This is a genomic window from Sporosarcina trichiuri (assembly GCF_030406775.1).
GTDB lineage: Bacteria > Bacillota > Bacilli > Bacillales_A > Planococcaceae > Sporosarcina > Sporosarcina trichiuri.
Genome location: NZ_CP129119.1, coordinates 374,327 through 395,488, shown reverse-complemented (window position 1 = coordinate 395,488; position 21,162 = coordinate 374,327). Strand labels below are relative to the sequence as shown.

20 protein-coding genes, 19 tRNA genes, 1 rRNA gene and 1 riboswitch are annotated in these 21,162 nt (G+C 54.3%); of the genes, 6 read left to right on the top strand and 34 right to left on the bottom strand.

The features are described from left to right. Nucleotides 1-36: 36 nt before the first annotated feature. Together lepB and QWT68_RS02295 are read right to left on the bottom strand one after the other, a co-directional pair. A complete protein-coding gene (lepB, locus tag QWT68_RS02300; RefSeq protein ID WP_040286064.1) occupies nucleotides 37-564 on the bottom strand; it encodes a signal peptidase I in 528 nt (175 codons plus the stop codon). A 15-nt stretch (nucleotides 565-579) separates the two neighbouring features. Beyond that, a complete protein-coding gene (locus tag QWT68_RS02295; protein ID WP_290149300.1) occupies nucleotides 580-1,374 on the bottom strand; it encodes an alpha/beta hydrolase in 795 nt (264 codons plus the stop codon). Between the two features lie 101 nt (nucleotides 1,375-1,475). Here QWT68_RS02295 and QWT68_RS02290 point away from each other — a divergent pair, with 101 nt between their 5' ends. Beyond that, nucleotides 1,476-1,994, top strand: coding sequence for a gamma carbonic anhydrase (locus QWT68_RS02290; RefSeq protein ID WP_040286062.1), 519 nt, complete (start codon nucleotides 1,476-1,478; stop codon nucleotides 1,992-1,994). A 54-nt stretch (nucleotides 1,995-2,048) separates the two neighbouring features. Here the strand turns inward: QWT68_RS02290 and metK are convergent, their stop codons facing one another. Beyond that, a complete protein-coding gene (metK, locus tag QWT68_RS02285) occupies nucleotides 2,049-3,260 on the bottom strand; it encodes a methionine adenosyltransferase (RefSeq protein WP_290149298.1) in 1,212 nt (403 codons plus the stop codon). Nucleotides 3,261-3,457: 197 nt separating this feature from the next. Then, nucleotides 3,458-3,575: riboswitch (SAM riboswitch) on the bottom strand. Between the two features lie 169 nt (nucleotides 3,576-3,744). Between metK and pckA the strand changes: the two genes are divergently transcribed. Continuing rightward, on the top strand, nucleotides 3,745-5,331 hold the full coding sequence (gene pckA / locus QWT68_RS02280; RefSeq protein WP_290149296.1) for a phosphoenolpyruvate carboxykinase (ATP): 1,587 nt from the start codon (nucleotides 3,745-3,747) through the stop codon (nucleotides 5,329-5,331). 41 nt (nucleotides 5,332-5,372) lie between these two features. On the opposite strand, the gene QWT68_RS02275 is transcribed toward pckA, so the two are convergent. The 6 genes from QWT68_RS02275 to QWT68_RS02250 form a co-directional block, all read right to left on the bottom strand. Then, nucleotides 5,373-6,158, bottom strand: a complete 786-nt coding sequence (locus tag QWT68_RS02275; protein ID WP_290149292.1) for an alpha/beta hydrolase family protein — start codon at nucleotides 6,156-6,158, stop codon at nucleotides 5,373-5,375. After that, nucleotides 6,148-6,603 carry an NUDIX domain-containing protein gene (locus QWT68_RS02270; RefSeq protein WP_040286058.1) on the bottom strand — a complete coding sequence of 152 codons (456 nt, stop codon included), beginning with the start codon at nucleotides 6,601-6,603 and terminating at the stop codon, nucleotides 6,148-6,150. Before QWT68_RS02270 ends, QWT68_RS02275 begins: the two co-directional genes overlap by 11 nt. A gap of 49 nt (nucleotides 6,604-6,652) precedes the next feature. After that, nucleotides 6,653-6,985 carry a transposase gene (locus QWT68_RS02265; RefSeq protein WP_244898682.1) on the bottom strand — a complete coding sequence of 111 codons (333 nt, stop codon included), beginning with the start codon at nucleotides 6,983-6,985 and terminating at the stop codon, nucleotides 6,653-6,655. Nucleotides 6,986-7,052: 67 nt separating this feature from the next. Beyond that, entirely contained in the window at nucleotides 7,053-8,372 is a 1,320-nt protein-coding gene (locus tag QWT68_RS02260; RefSeq protein WP_290149290.1) for an NAD-dependent malic enzyme, read from the bottom strand. A gap of 131 nt (nucleotides 8,373-8,503) precedes the next feature. Beyond that, on the bottom strand, nucleotides 8,504-8,677 hold the full coding sequence (locus QWT68_RS02255) for a putative motility protein (RefSeq protein WP_082023284.1): 174 nt from the start codon (nucleotides 8,675-8,677) through the stop codon (nucleotides 8,504-8,506). A 60-nt stretch (nucleotides 8,678-8,737) separates the two neighbouring features. Beyond that, nucleotides 8,738-9,187, bottom strand: coding sequence for a Dps family protein (locus tag QWT68_RS02250; RefSeq protein WP_290149289.1), 450 nt, complete (start codon nucleotides 9,185-9,187; stop codon nucleotides 8,738-8,740). Nucleotides 9,188-9,289: 102 nt separating this feature from the next. Here QWT68_RS02250 and yidD point away from each other — a divergent pair, with 102 nt between their 5' ends. Both yidD and QWT68_RS02240 read left to right on the top strand, forming a co-directional pair. Further along, nucleotides 9,290-9,520, top strand: a complete 231-nt coding sequence (gene yidD, locus QWT68_RS02245; RefSeq protein WP_040286055.1) for a membrane protein insertion efficiency factor YidD — start codon at nucleotides 9,290-9,292, stop codon at nucleotides 9,518-9,520. Between the two features lie 86 nt (nucleotides 9,521-9,606). Next, the gene (locus tag QWT68_RS02240; protein ID WP_290149287.1) at nucleotides 9,607-10,566 is read left to right on the top strand and encodes a metal ABC transporter solute-binding protein, Zn/Mn family; all 960 of its coding nucleotides are present in this window, start codon (nucleotides 9,607-9,609) and stop codon (nucleotides 10,564-10,566) included. 43 nt (nucleotides 10,567-10,609) lie between these two features. Here QWT68_RS02240 and QWT68_RS02235 read toward each other — a convergent pair whose 3' ends face one another. The 5 genes from QWT68_RS02235 to QWT68_RS02215 are packed head-to-tail and all read right to left on the bottom strand — an operon-like array spanning nucleotide 10,610 to nucleotide 16,888. Then, nucleotides 10,610-12,079: an o-succinylbenzoate--CoA ligase gene (locus QWT68_RS02235; RefSeq protein WP_290149286.1), complete on the bottom strand. Its 1,470-nt coding sequence runs from the start codon at nucleotides 12,077-12,079 to the stop codon at nucleotides 10,610-10,612. A gap of 59 nt (nucleotides 12,080-12,138) precedes the next feature. After that, nucleotides 12,139-12,957: a 1,4-dihydroxy-2-naphthoyl-CoA synthase gene (gene menB, locus QWT68_RS02230; protein WP_290149283.1), complete on the bottom strand. Its 819-nt coding sequence runs from the start codon at nucleotides 12,955-12,957 to the stop codon at nucleotides 12,139-12,141. 11 nt (nucleotides 12,958-12,968) lie between these two features. Further along, nucleotides 12,969-13,799, bottom strand: coding sequence for a 2-succinyl-6-hydroxy-2,4-cyclohexadiene-1-carboxylate synthase (gene menH / locus QWT68_RS02225; protein ID WP_290149282.1), 831 nt, complete (start codon nucleotides 13,797-13,799; stop codon nucleotides 12,969-12,971). Further along, a complete protein-coding gene (menD, locus tag QWT68_RS02220; protein WP_290149281.1) occupies nucleotides 13,789-15,507 on the bottom strand; it encodes a 2-succinyl-5-enolpyruvyl-6-hydroxy-3-cyclohexene-1-carboxylic-acid synthase in 1,719 nt (572 codons plus the stop codon). Before menD ends, menH begins: the two co-directional genes overlap by 11 nt. Then, entirely contained in the window at nucleotides 15,500-16,888 is a 1,389-nt protein-coding gene (locus tag QWT68_RS02215) for an isochorismate synthase (RefSeq protein ID WP_040286049.1), read from the bottom strand. The genes menD and QWT68_RS02215 overlap by 8 nt, the downstream gene beginning before the upstream one ends. A gap of 156 nt (nucleotides 16,889-17,044) precedes the next feature. On the opposite strand from QWT68_RS02215, the gene QWT68_RS02210 reads away from it, so the two are divergent. Together QWT68_RS02210 and QWT68_RS02205 are read left to right on the top strand one after the other, a co-directional pair. Further along, complete coding sequence (locus QWT68_RS02210) at nucleotides 17,045-17,959, top strand: 1,4-dihydroxy-2-naphthoate polyprenyltransferase (protein ID WP_040286048.1); 915 nt, start codon at nucleotides 17,045-17,047, stop codon at nucleotides 17,957-17,959. 186 nt (nucleotides 17,960-18,145) lie between these two features. Continuing rightward, nucleotides 18,146-18,874, top strand: a complete 729-nt coding sequence (locus tag QWT68_RS02205; protein WP_040286047.1) for a TraR/DksA C4-type zinc finger protein — start codon at nucleotides 18,146-18,148, stop codon at nucleotides 18,872-18,874. Between the two features lie 42 nt (nucleotides 18,875-18,916). Here the strand turns inward: QWT68_RS02205 and QWT68_RS02200 are convergent. The 20 genes from QWT68_RS02200 to rrf all read right to left on the bottom strand — a co-directional run bounded on the left by QWT68_RS02200 (nucleotide 18,917) and on the right by rrf (nucleotide 21,060). Further along, nucleotides 18,917-18,988: transfer RNA gene (locus tag QWT68_RS02200), tRNA-Glu, on the bottom strand. A gap of 9 nt (nucleotides 18,989-18,997) precedes the next feature. Then, a tRNA-Ser gene (locus QWT68_RS02195) sits at nucleotides 18,998-19,088 on the bottom strand. A gap of 7 nt (nucleotides 19,089-19,095) precedes the next feature. After that, a tRNA-Asn gene (locus tag QWT68_RS02190) sits at nucleotides 19,096-19,170 on the bottom strand. Between the two features lie 4 nt (nucleotides 19,171-19,174). Next, nucleotides 19,175-19,248 (bottom strand) — tRNA-Ile (locus QWT68_RS02185). Nucleotides 19,249-19,251: 3 nt separating this feature from the next. Continuing rightward, a tRNA-Gly gene (locus tag QWT68_RS02180) sits at nucleotides 19,252-19,325 on the bottom strand. Between the two features lie 7 nt (nucleotides 19,326-19,332). Further along, a tRNA-Phe gene (locus QWT68_RS02175) sits at nucleotides 19,333-19,408 on the bottom strand. Nucleotides 19,409-19,437: 29 nt separating this feature from the next. Beyond that, nucleotides 19,438-19,513 (bottom strand) — tRNA-Asp (locus tag QWT68_RS02170). Between the two features lie 3 nt (nucleotides 19,514-19,516). Continuing rightward, nucleotides 19,517-19,591, bottom strand: a tRNA-Met gene (locus QWT68_RS02165). 302 nt (nucleotides 19,592-19,893) lie between these two features. Next, nucleotides 19,894-19,986: transfer RNA gene (locus tag QWT68_RS02160), tRNA-Ser, on the bottom strand. 17 nt (nucleotides 19,987-20,003) lie between these two features. Further along, nucleotides 20,004-20,080: transfer RNA gene (locus tag QWT68_RS02155), tRNA-Ile, on the bottom strand. A 6-nt stretch (nucleotides 20,081-20,086) separates the two neighbouring features. Next, a tRNA-Met gene (locus QWT68_RS02150) sits at nucleotides 20,087-20,160 on the bottom strand. Between the two features lie 21 nt (nucleotides 20,161-20,181). Beyond that, a tRNA-Ala gene (locus QWT68_RS02145) sits at nucleotides 20,182-20,257 on the bottom strand. Between the two features lie 9 nt (nucleotides 20,258-20,266). Continuing rightward, nucleotides 20,267-20,343: transfer RNA gene (locus QWT68_RS02140), tRNA-Pro, on the bottom strand. A 27-nt stretch (nucleotides 20,344-20,370) separates the two neighbouring features. Then, nucleotides 20,371-20,447, bottom strand: a tRNA-Arg gene (locus QWT68_RS02135). Nucleotides 20,448-20,478: 31 nt separating this feature from the next. Beyond that, nucleotides 20,479-20,553, bottom strand: a tRNA-Gly gene (locus QWT68_RS02130). Nucleotides 20,554-20,561: 8 nt separating this feature from the next. Beyond that, nucleotides 20,562-20,643, bottom strand: a tRNA-Leu gene (locus QWT68_RS02125). Nucleotides 20,644-20,679: 36 nt separating this feature from the next. Then, a tRNA-Lys gene (locus QWT68_RS02120) sits at nucleotides 20,680-20,755 on the bottom strand. Between the two features lie 8 nt (nucleotides 20,756-20,763). Beyond that, a tRNA-Thr gene (locus QWT68_RS02115) sits at nucleotides 20,764-20,839 on the bottom strand. 8 nt (nucleotides 20,840-20,847) lie between these two features. Further along, a tRNA-Val gene (locus QWT68_RS02110) sits at nucleotides 20,848-20,923 on the bottom strand. Between the two features lie 21 nt (nucleotides 20,924-20,944). Beyond that, nucleotides 20,945-21,060 (bottom strand): 5S ribosomal RNA (gene rrf / locus QWT68_RS02105). Nucleotides 21,061-21,162: the final 102 nt, after the last annotated feature.

The following is a 21,162-nucleotide window of genomic DNA, read 5'->3' as shown; positions in this document are numbered from 1 at the left end:
CCCGCAAAAAAGAGGGATAACCCAAAGGCTCGCCAGTTATTCCGGACTGCCGATCTGGGTTAGCGGGAAGAACCGGAACTTCACCTTGCCGACGACCGAATCTTCATCGATGCTGCCGAAGATACGGCTGTCCATGCTGTTCGTCCGGTTGTCTCCCATCACAAACAGCTGGCCTTCCGGCACGGTCACTTCGAAATCCTGTGTAAGGTTCTGGCCCTCCGGCAGAGCTGCTTTGTTGGTGTCCAGATAATGCTCCGGATACTGCTTGCCGTTGATGGTGAGGACATCATCTTTCATGACGACCGTATCGCCCGGCAGTCCGATAACCCGTTTGATGAAATCTTCTTCAGCATTCGGCGCATGGAATACGACTTTATCGAAATGATCGAGTGATGAAATTTTTGAAATGACGACACGGTTCCGGTCATGGTAGGTCGGCTCCATCGACTCGCCGGAGACGATGACCGGCGTGAATAGGAATTGCCGGACGATGATTGCGATGATGACTGCGGCGACCAGGGATTTCCCCCATGACCAAAATTCTTTCTTTGTTCCTTCTTCCATTGCTGTCCCTCCAATTCAGTTCTCTATCACATAGCCAAGCGAGCGCAGGCCGTTATCGATGAATGATTTCGTATACTGGAACACTTCTTCCCGTTCAGGCTCCAGATAGACATCGTGATAAAAACCGCGCCATTCCTTGAATTGAAATTCAGTCAGCGGCTGGCGCTTCAGCCATTTTTTCGTTTCCCGGATGTCCGTCAGACGGTCTGCACCCGCTGTATGGATGAGCATCGGCACGTCCTGCACCGGCTTTTCGGATTGGACGGCCCCTTTTGTGAACGCCGCCATCTCCTTATACCAGCTCCCGGTGACAATTGACCGGACTTCTGGCGCATGGCGTGTCTTCGGCCGTTCCTCCTCATTCCTCGACAGCATATCGTATGTGATACCGTGGTCCAGCTTCATGGATCCAGCGATACGCGTCAGCATCGACGAAAATTTCGGCGGCTGGTGTTTGAGCACGAGCCATGGCGAACTGAGGATGACTCCGGCGCACTCCAACTGTCTTCGCTGCAGCGTCCGGATCACCATCACGGCTCCTAGCCCATGCCCCACTACAAATACAGGCACCGTCTCCTTCAGTGCCGCCTCGATCATTTTACCCGTGAATTCCATATAGTCATCGAAAGACTCGCCGTGCGGACTGCCTTTGTCATCCGGTCCGTGACCGGGAAGGTCCCCGGTGATGACATCAAAGCCCGAGATACGGAACTGCTGGATGAGCCAGGCATGGCGATGATGATTTTCATACGCACTGTGCACGATCACGACAACCGCTTTCGCCTGGCCGTCCGCTTCCCATTTCCACATGATAGGTTCCTCCCTTTATTGCCTTATGCAACCTTCTTTGTGCACACTCTGAAACTTTGGTAAAATTATTATACAGCATTGCATCACAAGGAGGGTATTCCATGATCTATCCATATAATGAAGTCACACCGGTCCTTGACGAATCGGTATTTGTCGCCGACCATGCCGTCATCACCGGCGATGTCGAGATCGGTGCGGGATCATCCGTCTGGTTCAGCACAGTCATCCGGGGTGACGTTGCACCGACCCGTATCGGCAGGAACGTCAGTATCCAGGATCTGTCCTGCCTGCACCAGAGCCCGGGCACCCCGCTTATCATAGAAGATGACGTCACCATCGGCCATAAGGTTACATTGCACAGCTGCACTGTCAAAAAAGGGGCATTGGTCGGAATGGGATCTATCGTCCTGGACGGCGCGGTTATCGGAGAAGGTGCATTCCTAGGCGCAGGCAGCCTGGTGCCGCCGGGAAAAACAATCCCTCCCGGCATGCTCGCACTTGGCTCCCCAGCAAAAGTCGTACGGGAGCTGAACGAAGCGGACCGGGCGGATATGGCGCGTATCACCGCGAGCTATGTGGAAAAGGGACAATCGTATAAGCGGATGCAGCAGAAGAGCTGATCATCCTATACCAAAAGCAAGGCAGCGACTATTCCGCTGCCTTGCTTTTTTTCATCATAGCGTCCGGCCGGCATGGACCGCTCCTGCTCTCAGCGTCTCCGCTTTGTCGGTGCGTTCCCACGGCAGATCGACATCCGTTCTGCCGAAGTGGCCATAGGCGGCCGTCTGCTTGTAAATCGGACGGCGCAGGTCGAGCATCTTGATGATCCCGGCAGGCCGGAGATCGAAATGCTTCCTGACGAGTTCCACCAGTACATCTTCGGACAGCTGACCGGTGCCGAACGTATCCACGGAGATCGACACAGGTTTCGCAACACCGATTGCATACGCAAGCTGCACTTCACAGCGGTCGGCAAGCCCTGCAGCGACCAGGTTCTTCGCCACGTAGCGGGCCGCATACGAAGCCGAGCGGTCCACTTTCGTCGCATCCTTGCCCGAGAAGGCACCGCCGCCGTGGCGGGCATAGCCGCCGTACGTGTCGACGATGATCTTGCGTCCGGTCAAGCCGGCATCCCCCTGCGGTCCGCCGATGACGAAACGGCCTGACGGGTTGATGAAATACTTCGTCTCCTCATCAAGCAGATGCGCAGGCACGACCGCGTCGATGACATACTGCCGGATATCGTGCTGCAGGCGCTCGAGCGTCACCTCCGGGTGGTGCTGTGTCGATGTGACGATCGTATCGACACGCACCGGTTGGTTGTCCCCGTCATACTCGATCGTCACTTGCGTCTTGCCGTCCGGCCGCAAGTAATCGAGGGTTTCGTCTTTCCGGACCTTCGTGAGCTGGCGCGACAGCTTGTGCGCCAGGCTGATCGGCAGCGGCATGAGCTCTTCCGTTTCGTTGCACGCAAAGCCGAACATCAGGCCCTGATCCCCAGCACCGATCGCTTCCAGTTCTTCGTCGTCCATCTGCCCTTCCCTCGCTTCGAGGGCGACATCCACACTCGCCGCAATATCCGGTGATTGTTCGTCGATTGACGTCAGGACGGATGATGTCTCGTAGTCAAAGCCGAATTTCGCACGTGTGTAGCCGATCTCCTTGACGGTTTCCCGGACCACTTTCGGGATGTCGACATAGGTCGTCGTCGTGATTTCACCGATCACCAGCACGAGACCTGTCGTAATTGTTGTTTCGCATGCCACCCGTGCATTCGGATCCTCTGCGATGATGGCATCCAGGATCGCATCTGAAATCTGGTCGCACATTTTGTCCGGATGGCCTTCCGTTACCGACTCTGAAGTGAACAGCCGCCGATTAGTCATCTGATTTCCTCCTTCAGCCGCAGGCTTCCCTGCAGCGGATTCGTGATACGGTACTCTCGTTTTCCCAGTTTCGTCCCGCGCCTGAAGAGAAGCGACGTTAACGGTACCAAGGACAAAGGCGAACCATATAATAGAAAAAGCCTCTCACTCACGTATCGCATACATGAGGAAAGGCATATGTTTACAGGCACCTTTCACTCTTATCGTCCAGGGAGTGATCCCTGCTTCAGGTTTGGCACCTTCTCACAGACAAGGACGTCTGTGCAGGTTGCCGGGCATCATAGGGCCTGTCCCTCCGCCAGCTCGGGATAAGAGTATCCGTTCAACTATCTATGCTACGAAAAAAGACACCGGTTGTCAAACATTTTTCCGTATCTCTCACTTGAGTTTTCAATTAGTATAGTTTATTATTCTTAATGTGTTATACTAATTCAAAATATAGCGCCCCATCGAGGGCTATAATGAAAAGGACGGTAATCGACCTATGATTTCAGCGAAACTTGATAATGGACTCAAAGAGCTTCTTTCCGGACCAACCGTCACCATGCAGCCGTCAGTGCCTGTATTGGTTGAAAAGGCAGTGTCCCGCGGAGAGGCAAAGCTGTCAGCCGATGGAGCCGTTACAGCGCAGACCGGTAAATACACCGGCCGTTCACCTAAAGACCGTTACATAGTGGAAGCGACCCCTTCCAAAGAGAACATCGACTGGGGTTCTGTGAATCGTCCGATTTCCGAGGACCATTTCGATTCATTGTACCACAAAGTGCTCGGCCACCTGAAAGCAAAAGATGAGCTCTTCGTCTTCAAAGGCTTCGCAGGTGCCGACAAATCATCACAACTTTCCATCCAGGTCGTCAACGAGTATGCCTGGCAGAACCTGTTTGTCCACCAGCTGTTCATCCGGCCGACGGAAGAGGAACTGAAGACGCATGAGGCTCAGTTCACGATCCTGGCTGCCCCTTCGTTCAAAGCGGATCCTGCAGTCGATGGAACGGATTCCGAGACGTTCGTGATCATCTCCCTCGAAAAGCGAGTCGTCCTGATCGGCGGAACCGAATATGCGGGAGAGATGAAGAAATCCATCTTCTCTGTTATGAACTATCTGCTTCCTGAAAACGGGATCCTGTCCATGCACTGCTCAGCAAACGTCGGAGAAGACGGCGATTCCGCATTATTCTTCGGTTTGTCCGGGACAGGAAAGACAACCCTTTCAGCAGATGCGAACCGCAAGCTGATCGGTGATGACGAGCATGGCTGGTCGGATCACGGCATCTTCAATATCGAAGGCGGATGTTATGCGAAGTGCATTAACCTCTCCCCTGAGAAGGAGCCTGAAATCTATGGTGCGATCCAATTCGGCACAGTTCTCGAAAACGTCGTGCTCGATAAAGATACACGCATCCCGGACTACGATGACAACACGCTGACCGAAAATACGCGGGCTGCCTATCCGATCGGCAACATCGACAACATCGTCCTGCCGTCCGTGGCAGGCCACCCGAAAACAATCATCTTCCTGACTGCGGATGCGTTCGGCGTCCTCCCTCCGATCTCAAAGCTGACGAAGGAGCAGGCGATGTACCACTTCCTGAGCGGTTTCACATCCAAGCTCGCCGGAACGGAACGCGGCATCACATCTCCGGAAGCGACATTCTCGACATGCTTCGGATCCCCATTCCTCCCGCTTCCTGCAACGGTCTATGCCGATATGCTCGGGAAGAAGATCGATGAGCACGGCTCCCGTGTGTTCCTGGTCAACACAGGCTGGACGGGCGGCGCATACGGTGTCGGCAAACGGATGGACTTGAAGCATACCCGTACGATGGTGCGCGCAGCACTGTCCGGAGAGCTCGATACTGCGGAAACGGAAACGTCCGCTACGTTCGGTCTTCAGATTCCGACAGCAATCGAAGGCGTGCCTGCCGAAGTGCTGAACCCGCGGAACGCTTGGAGCAATCCGGCTGACTACGATGCCAAAGCAAAAGAGCTTGCGGACCTGTTCAAGGAGAACTTCAAGAAATTCGATCACGTTTCACCTGAGATCATCCAAAAAGGCGGTCCGATCATCTGATTCTGACGCAGCGAAAAGAACCTCCCGGCCGGGAGGTTCTTTTATTGTGCTTTCATCCAATCCGTCAGATCACGGACGATCTGTGCATTGTGCCAGGAAGGGAAATGGTGGGTGTAGTCCGGGAAATACCAGGTTTCCACAGGTTTCTGCGCTTCCCTGAGGGCGTCCTCCAGCATGATGGACTGCTCAGGCGAAACGTTCTCGTCTTTCAGCCCGTGGATGATCAGGACACGTGCGTCTATCTCACCGACTCGGAACAAGGCTGTCCGTTCCCGGTATGCATCCGGCGCACTGTTCGGGGACCCGCCGATGACCCGCTTCATCATCCTGCGCATGTCTTCCCGCTCTTTGTAAGTGAAGACGACGTCGGACACCCCCGCCCAATGGACGGTGGAAGTGATATCCTCCCTGAGGATCGCTGTCCAGAGCGCCATCAGACCGCCGCGGGAAAACGAAAACAGGTGTATCCGGCCGTCTTTCCATTTGGTGCTCTGTTTCAGGACATCGACTGCACTGACAGCATCCTGCAGATCCGCGCCGCCGAATTCATCGCGGCCTTCCCCGCCGCGGTTGCCGCGGTAATACGGGGCGAACACGACGAATCCCCGGCTTGCGAACTGGGCGACACGGGCAGGCCGCACCATGCCGACATGCTGGATTCCGCCGCGCATATAGACGATGCCCTCGAATTCCCCTTCCTGCTTCGGTTCCGCAAGTAGCCCCTTCACTTTCATACCGCCGGACATGTAGGTGATCTCCGTAAGTTCCACAGATGCGTTCGGGGAAGGATATACCCGGTATGAGACAATCTCCGCATCATTCATCATGACGTATCACCCACTCCCTGAGCTTATGCATCCCTTCGTCTTTCATGTGGAAGCTCAGTGTCACGCAGGAATCGAGCTCCTCATCGGTCATCCATACAGCACCGTTCGTTTCGTACAGTTCCGGATCCTCGTCGATCGCAGCAACGTCTGCCGTGAAGACCGCCTTGCAGAACGGCGGCTCGGTGTAAACGACATACTCGGCAAATTTTTCAGGACGGCCGATCGTCACACCTGTCTCTTCCTTCACTTCCCGAACTGCTGCGTCCTCGATCGTCTCCCCCGGCTCCGCTTTTCCTCCAGGAAACTCGGTACCCCGGATAACATGCTCAGTCAGCAGCCACTTCCCGTCGTGTTTCAGGACGACGAGCACGTGCCTTGCTTCGAGTTCCTGTTCACCGAAAATGAGCTCAACGCGGCTGCCTTTCAAATCTTCAAACGTCAACACGGCAATCACATCCTTGTCTGGCTGACCGGCTGCCCCTGCTGACGATTCTTCAGCGAGTCTTCACAGGCTGTCTGAAAAACGGCAGTTCTTCAATGAATGCCTTCGATTCCTCGTCTGTGAATTCATGGACGAGGGCATACATCTTGTAGAGCCGGCGGTCAACGTGATGGTTGTCCCGATCGTAATGATAAGGAACATACGGCAGGTGCGCCCGCAGGAAATTCCTGAATTCCAATTCATTCGTCTGAGCAAAGAGGTGCTCAAAGATTTCCAGATATGACTTCGGTATCTCCACCGCGAATTCATAGGGTGAATCATCCGGATACTGCATGATCTGCTGGTTCGTGATAGATACATACATCTTCACTTTCGGTTCCGCCAATTGGATCCCATCCTTTTTACGTACAGTATGGTTCTGTACGGCAGGATGTATGTATGCCATCCTCAGGTTACATAGAGGTCGAATTTGCAACTTTTTCCACAGCATCGGCGACATTCTGATGGACATTCGGATCGAGCGGATGAGGGACGAGATCGCCGGGCTTCGTGGATTCCACGATTGCCAGAGCAGCGGCTATGAGCATATCGTATGTGATGCTCGATGCCTGTGCGTTCAGCGCGCCGCGGAAGATACCAGGGAACCCGAGGACATTGTTGACTTGCCGGCCGTCCGCTGCAAACGCGGCGCCTGCCTGCAGTGCTGCCTCCGGCTGGATTTCAGCAAACGGGTTGGACAGCGCCAGGATGATTTGGCCCGGCCGCACCATCTCGGGTTTGATAAGTCCTTCAACGCCCGTTGTCGCGATGATAATATCGCTTGTCGCCATAATGTCTTCCAGAGATTCCGCAATGGTCCCCCCATATCCGGCAAGACGCTCAAGTGCGGCGTCATTTCGATCTGTTCCTTTCATTTCCTTGACGCCGTACGCCATCATCATGCGGCTGATCGCAAGACCAGCAGCTCCGAGTCCGATCTGGCCGACGACGGAGTCTTCAAGCTTCACGCCGGCCTGCCGGCACGCGGACAGCGTGGACGCAAGCGCGACAACCGCAGTACCATGCTGATCATCATGCATGACGGGGATATCCAGATCTTTCTTCAGCCGCTCTTCGATCTCGAAGCAGTGAGGCGATCCGATATCCTCGAGCAGAATACCGCCGAATGTCCGACTGATATGTTTGACGGTATCGACGACTTTGTCAGGATCGCTCGTATCGAGAAGGATCGGCACTCCGCTGATTCCGGCAAACTGGTCGAACAGGACGGACTTGCCTTCCATAACCGGCATTCCGGCGACCGGGCCGATATTGCCGAGCCCGAGGATTGCAGTTCCGTCCGTCACGATGGCGACCGTATTCGAGATGCCTGTGAAGAACTGGGCCTGCTGCGGATCTTTCTCGATCACTTTGCAGACGTTCGCGACGCCCGGCGTATAGACGCGCCGCAGATCCCCGAGAGACCGGATCTCCATCCTGCTCTTCATATGTATTTTCCCGCCTTCATGGGCACGCAAAACATCGTCTGAAATGGCCTGCACCTGAATGCCGTCCCCGATTGCATTGATGGCGTCCACTATTTCCATCAGCTGTGCTTCGTCGCTGCATTGAACGGATACGTCCCGGATTGTTGACAGTGTTCCGACTTTGATGGTCTGGATGTCACCGATATCCCCTTCCAGCTGGCCGATTGCATATGTCACTTTTGCTAAATTGCCCGGCTTTGAAGGCGTTTCGATGATCAGGTTGCGTAAATAGGGTGTGGTTGACATTCTGAATTCTCCTTTGTATCGTCCGTATCTTTGTTGGTTGAGTCACAGACCTATTTTACACATTCACTTTTAGTTAGACAATGAAAACAAAAAACAGCGCATTCCCCCGCGGAAGGGGAGTGCGCTGCCGGTCAGGCTTTCACGTCGACCGAGCCGCCTTTTGTCGGGTGTGCCGCTTCAGGCATCGACTGAAGCAATTCCATTGCAGCGGACGCACCGGACGTCATACTCTTATCCAAAATGGTGAGCTGGACGGCGGACTGCAGGCTTCGCAGCTGGTTCGACATGATGGATGTTATATCCATGAAATCAGCTCCTTTCCCCTCTGTTATCGGCTGTGCCGTGCAGGGGTGAAGCGATCCGCCTTATTTGTTGTCTTCACCGAGGAACGCGTTCAGCATCCACTGGTGCTTCTCGATGCTCTGGTACACAGCATTGAGGAGATCTTCTGTCATGACGTCCCCTTCATCAACCGACAGTTCCATCCCTTTCTTCAGGGATTTCATGATCGCATCAAAGTCAGACACGAGTGTCGCCACCATCTGCTCCGCCTTTTCGTCACCGGATGCTTCGCTGATCACCGCATCCGAAAGATGCTGTTTCAATGTTGCTGTCGGCTCACCGCCGAGCGTCAGCACACGTTCCGCTATATCATCCATGTGCTGTGTCGCTTCGTTGTACAGTTCCTCGAATTTGGCATGCAGAGTGAAGAACTGGTGCCCCTTCACATACCAATGGTAATTATGCAGTTTCGCATACATGACCGACCAAGTGGAAACTTGTGTGTTCAATTCCTTCAGTAAATCTGCAGACATGACAAAAACCCCTTTTCCATTCATATAGTAAATACGTCTCCCTGTCATTTTACCACCGGAGGGAGTACACTAAACACAGTTCAACATAAGGAGTTCGTTGCTATGAAGCAGATCATCGTGACGCTGATCCGTTTCTATCAGAAATGGATTTCCCCCCTGTCGCCGCCGACATGCCGCTTTCATCCGACCTGCTCTCATTACGGTGTCGAAGCAGTGGAAACGCACGGCGCTGTCAAAGGAATCTTCCTGACCATTATCCGCATCTCGAAATGCCATCCGCTGCACAAAGGCGGATTCGATCCCGTGCCTCCTAAGAAAGAGAAGGCCCGATAACTTTAGCACTTGCAAGCACCTGTCTTTTCCGTTATGATAGACAGGCGCTTTTTAAATCGTAATGATTACTAATTGGAGGTATTCTGATGAAACATAGCAAATGGGCGGCTGCCGTGTTCCTGATCATCCTGCTGCTCGCCTTGGGTGCATGCGGCAAAAACGATGATAAGGCTGCATCTGAAGGTGCTGAAGGTAAAATCTCTGTCTACACAACCGTCTATCCGCTGCAGTACTTCGCAGGACGGATCGGTGGTGACACTGTATCAGTAAAGACGATCTATCCGGCTGGTACGGATGAGCATACTTTCGAACCGACGCAGAAAGAGATGATGAAGCTTGCGGATGCCGACTTGTTCTTCTATGTCGGACTCGGCCTTGAAGGATTTGTCGATAATGCCGAAAAGACACTGAAAGATCAGCACGTGAAGATGATTGCGGCTTCAGAGAACATCGATCCGTCCAGCTTGATGGGAGGCCATCATCACGATGGAGATAAAGAACATGAAGACGGCCATCATCACGGGGAGATGGACCCGCACGTCTGGATTTCCCCTGTCCTCAGTGCAGACCTTGCGGAGGCTGTCAAAGATGGGCTGACCGAGCAGGCACCCGAAAACAAGGAGTTATACGAGAAGAATTTCGAAGAGCTGAAGAAAGATCTCGAAAAACTCGATGATGAGTTCCGACAGATGAGTGACAGTGCCTCTTCGAAAACATTCTTCGTCTCCCACGCCGCTTACGGCTATCTTGCACACCAATACGGCCTTGAACAAGTGGCGATTGCCGGCTTGAACACACAGAGCGAGCCGTCCCAGAAACAGCTTGCTGCCATCGTTGCAGAAGCTAAGGAAAAGCATGTGAAGACAATATTATTCGAGCAGAATGTCAGCTCGAAACTGACAAAAGTCGTTCAGGATGAAATCGGCGCCGATTCAGCCGTTCTCCACAACCTGTCCGTGTTGACGGAGGAGGACATCGCAAAGGACGAAGACTACTTCACACTCCAACGCCGGAATATTGAAGTGCTCACAAGTGTATTAAACTGAAAAAAGGCAGGGAAAGGAGCTATCCGGCTCTTTCCCTGCCTTTTTAATGCTGTCTATCCACGTTTTCGTCCGCAGCCAGTTCACGGAGTCTGCTGCGCATCAGCTTATTCGATGAGTTGCGCGGCATCTCCTCGATGAAACGGAATACCTTCGGAACTTTATAGGCGGCCAGCCGCTCCCTACAGAAGGTTTCCAGGTCCTCAGGGGCAAGCTGCTGCGGTCCGGTCGTCTTGATGAATGCAGCAGGCACAGCCCCCCACTTCTCATCCCGCATAGCACAGACGCCGGCCTCTTTGACGGCGGGATGCGCGGCGAGCACTTCCTCGATTTCAGCAGGGTAGATGTTTTCCCCGCCCGAGATGATCAGGTCGCTTCGGCGGTCGGAGACGAACAGGAAGCCGTCCTCGTCGAAATAACCGATGTCCCCGGAATGGAGCCATCCATCCTGCAGGGCACCTTTTCCGGAATGACGGCCGACATACCCTTTCGTCACGTGCGGTCCCCGGATCAATATCTCCCCCCTGCTGCCGGGCCCGGCCGCTCCCTCGATCCGGATATCCGAGAAGAACAGCGGCTTCCCGGCGGACCCGATCTTGCGGAGGGCATCTCCTGCTGACAGGGTGGCGGTCTGCGAACTGGTCTCCGTCATCCCGTATGTCTGCAGGACCGGCAGACCGATCCGCTGCGCCCGCTCCAGGTAATTGACGGGCACCGGTCCCCCGCCGGCAAGCAATGTGCGGAACGTTTCGGGCACGGTCCGTCCGCTTCTTTCGAACTCCGTCAGCAGCCGTTCCAGTGTGACGGCCACCGCAGACATGCCCGATACCCGGCCGCTGCCGATTTCCTCCGCAGCGAGATATGCGTCGAATTTACGGAACAGCCGCACCTCCGTACCATACAGCACTGCCCTCGCGAGTATCGAGAAGCCGCTGATGTGGAACAGCGGCATCATATGGAGCCAGGCATCCCCGTCCCGCAGACCGCTGTTCAGGACTGCCGACACTGCACTGGCAGTATGGTTGCCCGCCGTCTGGCGAACACCCTTTGGAAATCCGGTCGTGCCGGATGTGTACATGATGGTGAGGGTGCGGTCGTCCTGCCACTCTCTCTCCGGTTCCACGGGGTGTGCCGGAAGTCTGCTGAAGTCGCTGTAGGAAAGCGCACCACAGTTTGCAGAACCGGTCTGCGGTATGCAAAAATCTTCGCAGATCAGCAGGTCGGCAGCGGCATCGCCGAGCTGATATCCGATTTCCTCCGCTGTCAGACGGACGTTCAGGAGGACCATTTCAACACCTGCCAGCAGGCAGCCATGGATGAGGACAGCCATCTCCGCGGAAGTTCCGCCGAGCAGGGCTGCCCGGCTTCCCGCGTGCAGTCCGGCGGCCCGCAGTTTCCCTGCATGGTCCATAGCCCGGTCATACAGTTCCGCATAGGACAGCGTTTCCCCTTCAAATGAAAGTGCCGGCGCTTCCGGGCTGAGGGATGCCCGTTTCATCAGCCAATTGGGTATCATTGGACATACTCCTTCCTAAACAAAAAACTGCCGGTATCGGCAGTTTTTGTCTGTATTTATCAAGGGAACCTTGGGAATTGGCCGAAGTCCGGCTTGCGCTTCTCTTTGAATGCATCCCGTCCCTCTTTCGCTTCGTCGGTTGTGTAATACAGAAGTGTCGCATCCCCCGCCATCTGCTGGAGACCTGCAAGACCGTCCGTGTCCGCGTTCATGGCTGCTTTGACAAACCGGAGTGCCGTCGGGCTCATGGAGAGCATTTCCTCACACCACTGAACGGTTTCATCCTCCAGTTGTTCATACGGAACGACTGTATTGACGAGTCCCATATCAAGTGCCTGCTGTGCGTCGTACTGACGGCACAGATACCAGATTTCACGGGCTTTCTTGTGGCCGATGATACGTGCCAGGTAACCCGAGCCATAACCGGCATCGAATGAGCCGACTTTCGGACCCGTCTGGCCGAAGATTGCATTGTCCGCAGCGATCGTCAAATCGCAGACAACATGCAGCACATGGCCGCCGCCGATAGCAAATCCGGAAACCATCGCAACAACCGGTTTCGGGATGACGCGGATCAGGCGCTGGAGGTCCAGTACGTTCAAGCGCGGAATTTCGTCGTCTCCGACATATCCGCCATGACCTCTGACTTTCTGGTCGCCGCCGGAACAGAATGCTTTCTCTCCCTCGCCAGTGAGGATGATGACCCCGATGCTCTCGTCGTCGCGTGCTCGTGAGAATGCATCGATCATGTCTGTAACCGTCTTCGGGCGGAATGCGTTGCGCACTTCCGGACGGTTGATCGTCACTTTAGCGATGCCGTTATACTTTTCATACTTAATATCTTCATATGTATGAAGCGTTTCCCATTGCCGTGTCATAATTGTCCTCCTCAAAATGAATGATGTGCTGCAAAGTTCTCTATTATTGTAGCAAATTTCTTCGGTTTTTCCACGTGGATTGCATGGCCCGCATCCGGCACCTGTTCATGGACAGCATTCGGCAGCAGTGTTTCCATCTCTTGCGCGAGCCGTGTGAACTTTCCGTCGAGTGTTCCGGTCACAAGCAGGACGGGGAACATCATATGAGGAAGCGCCCTCCAATACGATGGCTGGCTGCCGGTTCCGATCCCTTCCAGGCTGCCGGCCAGCCCATCTGCTTTCTGGTTCATCCGCTCGCTGCGTATAGCAGATTGCGTCTGTTCGGGCAGCCATTTCTGGGAATCGAACAGAGCGATTGCCTCCCAGAAACGGACGAACTCCGCCAGCGGCTCATTCCGCAGCCGTGCTGCCAGGGCCGCATCATGCCGCCGTCTGTCGGCGCGTTCCTCTACTGTGCGGAGGCCCGGCGACGCACTTTCCAATAGGAGGCCTGCGATACGCTCCGGAAACGCCGCAGCATATCCAAGTGCGGTGCGGCCGCCCATCGAATAGCCGACGAGAAGGATGCGGTCCAGCCCGAGATACGTAAACAGCTGATCGAGATCTTCCGTCTGGGACGCCATTGAATACCGGGTGCTGTCCGCAGGGCTTGCGGACCGGCCGTGCCCCCAAAGATCCACGAGGACCACATGGAACCGATCCGCCAGCAGGCCGGCAATCGAATGCCATGTCACTGTACTGCCTGTGAACCCATGAAGCAGGACAACTGCCGGGCGGTCACTGCATCCATACGTTTCATAATGAAGAGACTCCCCACCAACAGAGAGATATTCAGAAGCCATGCCTGTCCAGCTCCTCCCCTGCCGATTGCCAGAGAGCCCGATGTGCCGCCGTGTTCTGTTCCCGGTTTGAGATCATCTCGATGATACGGAGCGGTTTTGTCTTCGGCTGCTGCAGCTGTTCTTCCAGCTGCGCAACTGATGATACACAACTGTATTGGATATCATAGAGCTCGGCGAACGGCGCGAAGGACAGGTCTGTCGGTGTTCCGAACAGCTCTTCGAAATGCGCAGGCTCCGTCGACTGCGGCAAATAGGAGAAGATGCCGCCGCCATTGTTATTGCTGAGCACGATCGTGAGATCCGTCTCTTCCATCCGGGAGACGATGAGGCCATTGCTGTCATGGAGGAACGACAGGTCGCCGATCAGCAGCCAGGACGGCCGTTTCCGCGCTGCCTGAATTCCGAGCGCTGTCGATACAACACCATCGATGCCGTTTGCCCCTCTGTTCGAGAAGCAGGCAATATCCCGGGATGTATTGCGGAAATACGTATCCAGATCCCGGATCGGCATGCTGCTGCCGCTGATCAGATCACTTCCGTCAGGGAGCTGATCAAGCAGAGTACGGACATAATCGCCTTCGTGCTCTTCGTCCCATCTGTGCGACGCAGTGACTTCCGAAACAATCCGGTTCGCCTCCGACCAGTCCTCCGTATAGGCAGGCTGCTGATGGGATTCCGACTGCAGGGAAAGGACTTCTTCCGGGCAGGTCTGCAGATGATGGGTCGCAATGCCGATCGGATCCCTGAACAGCGCGGATTCATCCACCACTGCATAGACAGCCGGACGCGCCTGTTTCAAGAACAGGGTCAGCGGTTTCGAAACCGGCTGCGGTCCTATGCGGAAGACGGTATCCGGCGCCAGCCGTTCTGCAAGCCGGTCCTGTTTCAGCAGCGCGTCGTACGAGTCGATGCAGAGATGCCTGCAGGACTCCGGTACTTCAGAACGCAGGTTGGACAGCGGATCACAGAGGACCGGCCAGTTCATCCGCTCTGCAAACGCCCAGACGGTTTCTTTCGGGAATCCTGGAGGCAGTTCCCCCGCTACCAAAAGTCCTCTGGATGCTCTGCTCAACAGTCCGCTGACCTGCCGTTTCCGGTCTTCTGCAAATACACTTTTTCCGGCAATGCTTGCCTGGAATGTGACCGGAGGCGCTGGCTGGCCGAGATCGATCAGCAGCGGTTCACGGAATGGTGCATTCACATGAACCGGTCCTTTCGGTTCGGTCATCGTCACAGCGACAGTTCGGGCAATCTGCCGCTCCAGAAAGTCATCGACGGCTGCTGATTCTTCAGGAATCGGCAGATCGACATGGTACTTCACGTGTTCCGCGAACATACCGGGCTGACGGATCGCCTGCGGCGCACCGACGTCCCTGAGTTCATGAGGCCGGTCCGCTGTAATCACGACGAGCGGGATACGCGCGTAGAAGGCTTCCGTGACTGCAGGATGGAAATTGGCCGCGGCTGTCCCCGATGTACACAGCAGGGCAACTGGCAGCTGCATGGCCTTCGCTAACCCGAGGGCGAAGAACCCTGCAGAACGCTCATCCACCTGCAGATGGGTCTCGAACCTGTCGTCAGATGCCAGCGCGTACGCAAGCGGAGTGGAACGGGATCCGGGACTGATCACAGCATGCACCATTCCCAGCCGTGCAAGAGATTCCGTCATCCGTTTTACATGGTTGGTCAGTATTATACGTTTATCCATGCAGTGTCCCTCCAAGGGCGCGGAGCATCGGCCTGAATTTCACCCATGTCTCCTCATATTCTTCGTCTGCCTTGGAATCGGCCACAATTCCGCCGCCTGCATACAGCCAAGCCTTGTCCTGCTCAAGAAGAGCCGACCGGATGGCAACGGCGAATTCCCCGTTGCCGGAAGCGTCCGTCCAGCCGACCGGAGCGGCATAGAAACCGCGATCCAGCTTTTCCTCATGCCGGATGATATCCATCGCGGTCGCCGTCGGGACACCTCCGAGAGCCGGCGTCGGATGGAGCGCCTTGATGAACTGGAAAATGCTGCTTTCAACTACGAGAGTTCCTTCGACAGGGGTATATAAATGCTGGATATCTCTCACTTTCATGAGTTTCGGACCTGCTGCTGATGTACGGGATGCACAAAGTGAATCGAACACACGGGTAATCATCTCGACGACATAGTGATGCTCTTCCCGGTTCTTTTTATCCGCCAGAAGCGCTTCGCCCAGCTTGCGATCCTCCTCGGCTGTCGTCCCCCGTCTGCTCGAACCCGCCACGCATGCCGAATAGGCTCTCCCGTCCTTTATCTCGACCAGCCGTTCGGGAGTCGCCCCGAAGAACAGCTGGCTGCCGCGTTCAATGCCGAACAGGTAGCTGTCGCGCTGTTCGTTTGTGATCGACTGCAGCACTGCTGTATGGTCTGCCGGCTCATCGAACTGCAGGGCGAGCGAACGGGCGATGACGACCTTATCCGCTTCCCCGGCAGCGATCTTCCCGGTGACCGCCGTAACTGTATCCAGATAGCTGTCTTTTCCGAGCTCTTGCATCGAGAGGACGGACGGCTTCGTAAAGTGCAGTGAATCCCGCATCTGCGCTTCGTGTATCAAGCGGTCCCTCTGCTGCCGCAGCTCATCAAACTTGCCGGAGCTCTCCGGGGAGTCCGTAATTAGATTGATGGCGACCGCTGTCCGCCCATTCTCGATTTTCAGTTGAAAAACAGGAACTGAAAAGAATGCGCGCGGAAAATCCCCCCATTCAGAACTGCGGGATCCCTGCTCAGCAGTGAATGAAAAACCTCCTGCCAGGATGGGGTCCATGTCTTTTTCTTCTTTGATGAGTTTCGTGCAGTATTGTTTCCACTCAGCCTCTATTTTCCCGAAGCGATCGTGCTCCGCGTCAGCCGTAAGGGTCAATGCATGCCCGATCCCGACGAGTGTCAATGTCTTCGAGGCGTTTTCCCAAAAGAACCGTTCTGCATATCCGATGGAAGACCCGGCCTCAAAAAAAGAAAGCGGAGAAATTCCGCCCGCCTCTATCGTTTCAGTGAAGAAGCGGATATGCGGGTTGGCTGCACGATCAGTATGTGCAGGCAGTTCCGTAAGCTTCCGATTCATAATATTCTCTCCTCTGTTGGCGTGTACTAGATGCCATTGCAGTATCCATTATAACGGAAATGGGCCGCTCCCGCATTTTTGGGGACCCGGGGATACCGAACACGGGCGGAATAGAGTACAATGGAAAGTGGATTCAAAAGTGAAGGAGAGAACGAAATGCAAGATACAATCAAAATCGAACAAGGCTGGAGGATGTGGTGGCAGCTGACCCGGCCGCACACACTGACCGCAGCCTTTGCACCTGTATTCCTCGGCACGATGCTCGCCCTGCCGTTCGGACGGCTGGACTTCCCTCTCTTTGCAGCCATGCTGCTCGCAAGTGTGCTCATCCAGATGGCGACGAACATGTTCAATGAATACTATGACTACAAAAGAGGCCTGGACACCGAGCACTCGGTCGGCATCGGCGGAACGATCGTCCGCAACAAAGTGAACCCGAAAACGATCCTGAACCTGGCTCTTTTCCTATATGGCATTTCCGTACTGCTGGGCGTCTATATCTGCATGCAGACGTCCTGGTGGCTTGCAGCAATCGGTCTCGTATCGATGGCTATCGGTTACTTCTACACAGGCGGCCCCTACCCGATCGCCTATACCCCGCTTGGGGAACTGTTTTCCGGTGTTGTCATGGGGATGCTGCTCGTCCTGATCGCCTTCTATATCCAGACAGGGACCGTATCGGAACGGGCTGTGCTGCTGTCCATACCGAGTGTTCTCCTCGTAGCTGCAATCATGATGGCAAACAATATCCGGGACCTCGAAGGCGACAAGCTGGGAGGACGGAAGACGCTTGCCATTTTGCTCGGACGGGCGAATGCCATCCGGGTACAGAGCGGATTCTTCATCCTGGCATTTGCCTGGATCATCGGTCTCGTGCTCTTCGGCGGACTCACTCCATGGAGCCTGCTCGTCATCCTGTGCGTCAAGAAGCCCATCTCCGCCATCAGGATATTCAAAAATCACGAAGCACCGCTCCAAGTGATGCCAGCCATGAAATTCACAGCGCAGACGAACACCTTCTTCTGCCTGCTTCTGGCGGTCGGCTTGCTCATTGGCCACCTCCTCCACTAATATCTGCTGGAAGACCGTCTACCATACGGTCTTCTTTTTTTTGCTTTGCTGATCCTGTCTGAAGTTGTTCCGCTTAGGTTTAAGGACCGGGCGAAAAAGGAATTCAGAGAACTAACAGCTGAATGCATATGAATTCAGCCGTTCTGATCCATACTAGCAGGTAAATCCATAAAGGACGTGAATGAAATGCTGACAAAAGAACAGACCATGACATTGAAGAAGGAACTGCTTCGTCTACAAGACGACTTAACGGTGACCGAAGAACGGACGACGACAGACACAGCACCGCAGGACGAGATCGGCGAACTCTCCACTTATGATAATCACCCCGCAGATATGGGGACAGAACTGTATGACAGGGAAAAGGACAGGGCCCTGAACGAGCATGCATCCGAGGAAATGGAGAAAGTGCAGACAGCTCTCAAGCGGATGGAAGAAGGCACCTATGGGGTCTGTGAGGAATGCGGCAAAGACATTCCATTTGAACGACTGGAGGCAATTCCCTATACGACAGTATGCGTGGAAGATGCAGTACAGGAAGTGCCTGATGACAGACCGGTGGAAAACGACTTGCTGAAGATGGCGAAGCCGAACACATTTGCAGATCGGCGGGAAGGGATATACGAAGATCCGATCGACAGCTTTGAAGCGATCGCGAAATCAGGGACGTCGGAAACCCCATCCGACTTCACAGGGGACCACGACAATTATGAAGATCTGTATGATACCAATGTGGAAGATGAAAGCACGGAAGACATCGATGTCATCGCAGCGAGCGACATCGACGGAGAACCGGCTGGTTATGTGCGCAGTGACACAACAGCCGAATACGAAGAAAATCTCGATGATGAGAACCTGGAATCTGAACTCGGCGACATTCCATACCGGAAAAGAGACAGTTATGTAGATAAATGAATACAAAAAACCTGACTGCAGAACAGTCAGGTTTTTTCAGTATGACCCCTACGGGATTCGAACCCGTGTTACCGCCGTGAAAGGGCGGTGTCTTAACCGCTTGACCAAGGGGCCAAACAAATATGGCGGAGAAGGAGGGATTCGAACCCTCGCGCCGCTTTCGCGACCTACACCCTTAGCAGGGGCGCCTCTTGAGCCACTTGAGTACTTCCCCGTATGAATGGCTCCGCAGGTAGGACTCGAACCTACGACCGATCGGTTAACAGCCGATTGCTCTACCACTGAGCTACTGCGGAATAGTGGGCCTAAGTGGACTCGAACCACCGACCTCACGCTTATCAGGCGTGCGCTCTAACCAGCTGAGCTATAGGCCCAAATGGAGCGGGTGAAGGGAATCGAACCCTCATCATCAGCTTGGAAGGCTGAGGTTTTACCACTAAACTACACCCGCACGACTATGGTGGTTCAGGACGGAATCGAACCGCCGACACAAGGATTTTCAGTCCTTTGCTCTACCGACTGAGCTACTGAACCAGCAAAGAGAACTATGTATAAAATAAAAATGGCGGTCCCGACCGGGATCGAACCGGCGATCTCCTGCGTGACAGGCAGGCATGTTAACCGCTACACCACGGGACCATTTGGTTGCGGGGGCAGGATTTGAACCTGCGACCTTCGGGTTATGAGCCCGACGAGCTACCACTGCTCCACCCCGCGATAATAATAGTAGTACTGCATTTGAGCTTTCACGCTCATGGTTCTGCTGTTTGCAAGATTACGGATTTCTTTCAGAAATCCTACAAATCGTCATCTTTGTATGACGCTTTGCTCCACCCCGCGATAATAATAGTAGTACTGCATTTGAGCTTTCACGCTCATGGTTCTGCTGTTTGCAAGATTACGGATTTCTTTCAGAAATCCTACAAATCGTCATCTTCGTATGACGCTTTGCTCCACCCCGCGATAATAATAGTAGTACTGCATTTGAGCTTTCACTCTTACGTGCTATGTGATGAAAATGGAGGAGGTAGAGGGATTCGAACCCCCGCGGGTTTTGACACCCCTGTCGGTTTTCAAGACCGATCCCTTCAGCCAGACTTGGGTATACCTCCGATATGGACAGCAATACTGGTGGACCTTGCAGGACTCGAACCTGCGACCGGACGGTTATGAGCCGTCTGCTCTAACCAACTGAGCTAAAGGTCCTTTAGATGGCGGCAGAGGGGATCGAACCCCCGACCTCACGGGTATGAACCGTACGCTCTAGCCAGCTGAGCTACGCCGCCAAGAAATGAATGGAATACTTATGGTGGAGCCTAGCGGGATCGAACCGCTGACCTCCTGCGTGCAAGGCAGGCGCTCTCCCAGCTGAGCTAAGGCCCCATGAATTACTGGTCGGGAAGACAGGATTCGAACCTGCGACCCCTTGGTCCCAAACCAAGTGCTCTACCAAGCTGAGCTACTTCCCGGGTCATCTGTAAGTAGAAGCATAAAAATGGCGCGCCCGGCAGAAGTCGAATCCACAACCTTCTGATCCGTAGTCAGACGCTCTATCCAATTGAGCTACGGGCGCAATATACATTGTATTACCTGATTAAGTAAAGTGGAGCGGAAGACGGGATTCGAACCCGCGACCCCGACCTTGGCAAGGTCGTATTCTACCACTGAACTACTTCCGCGTAAAGGATGCGGATGAAGGGACTTGAACCCCCACGCCCGAAGGCACTAGATCCTGATTCTAGCGCGTCTGCCAATTCCGCCACACCCGCATAATGCTAATGCATCCTTTTGATGAAACTAAGAGATGGTGAGCCATGCAGGATTCGAACCTGCGACCCTCTGATTAAAAGTCAGATGCTCTACCAACTGAGCTAATGGCTCGTACAAAGTGGTGCCGGCGAAAGGACTTGAACCCTCAACCTACTGATTACAAGTCAGTTGCTCTACCAGTTGAGCTACACCGGCACAAAATATGGTGGAGGATGACGGGCTCGAACCGCCGACCCTCTGCTTGTAAGGCAGATGCTCTCCCAGCTGAGCTAATCCTCCATAATACGCATTGCTGCGCCTGCCTGGCAACGTCCTACTCTCACAGGGGGAAGCCCCCTACTACCATCGGCGCTGAAGAACTTAACTTCCGTGTTCGGTATGGGAACGGGTGTGACCTCTTCGCCATCATTACCAGACAAGTGATCTGCCGCTTAACGACATTTCATATTATATACTATAAACCATGTAAAGTGCAAGAGTTTTTTTGAAAGGATTTATTGTTCCTTCAAAACTGGATA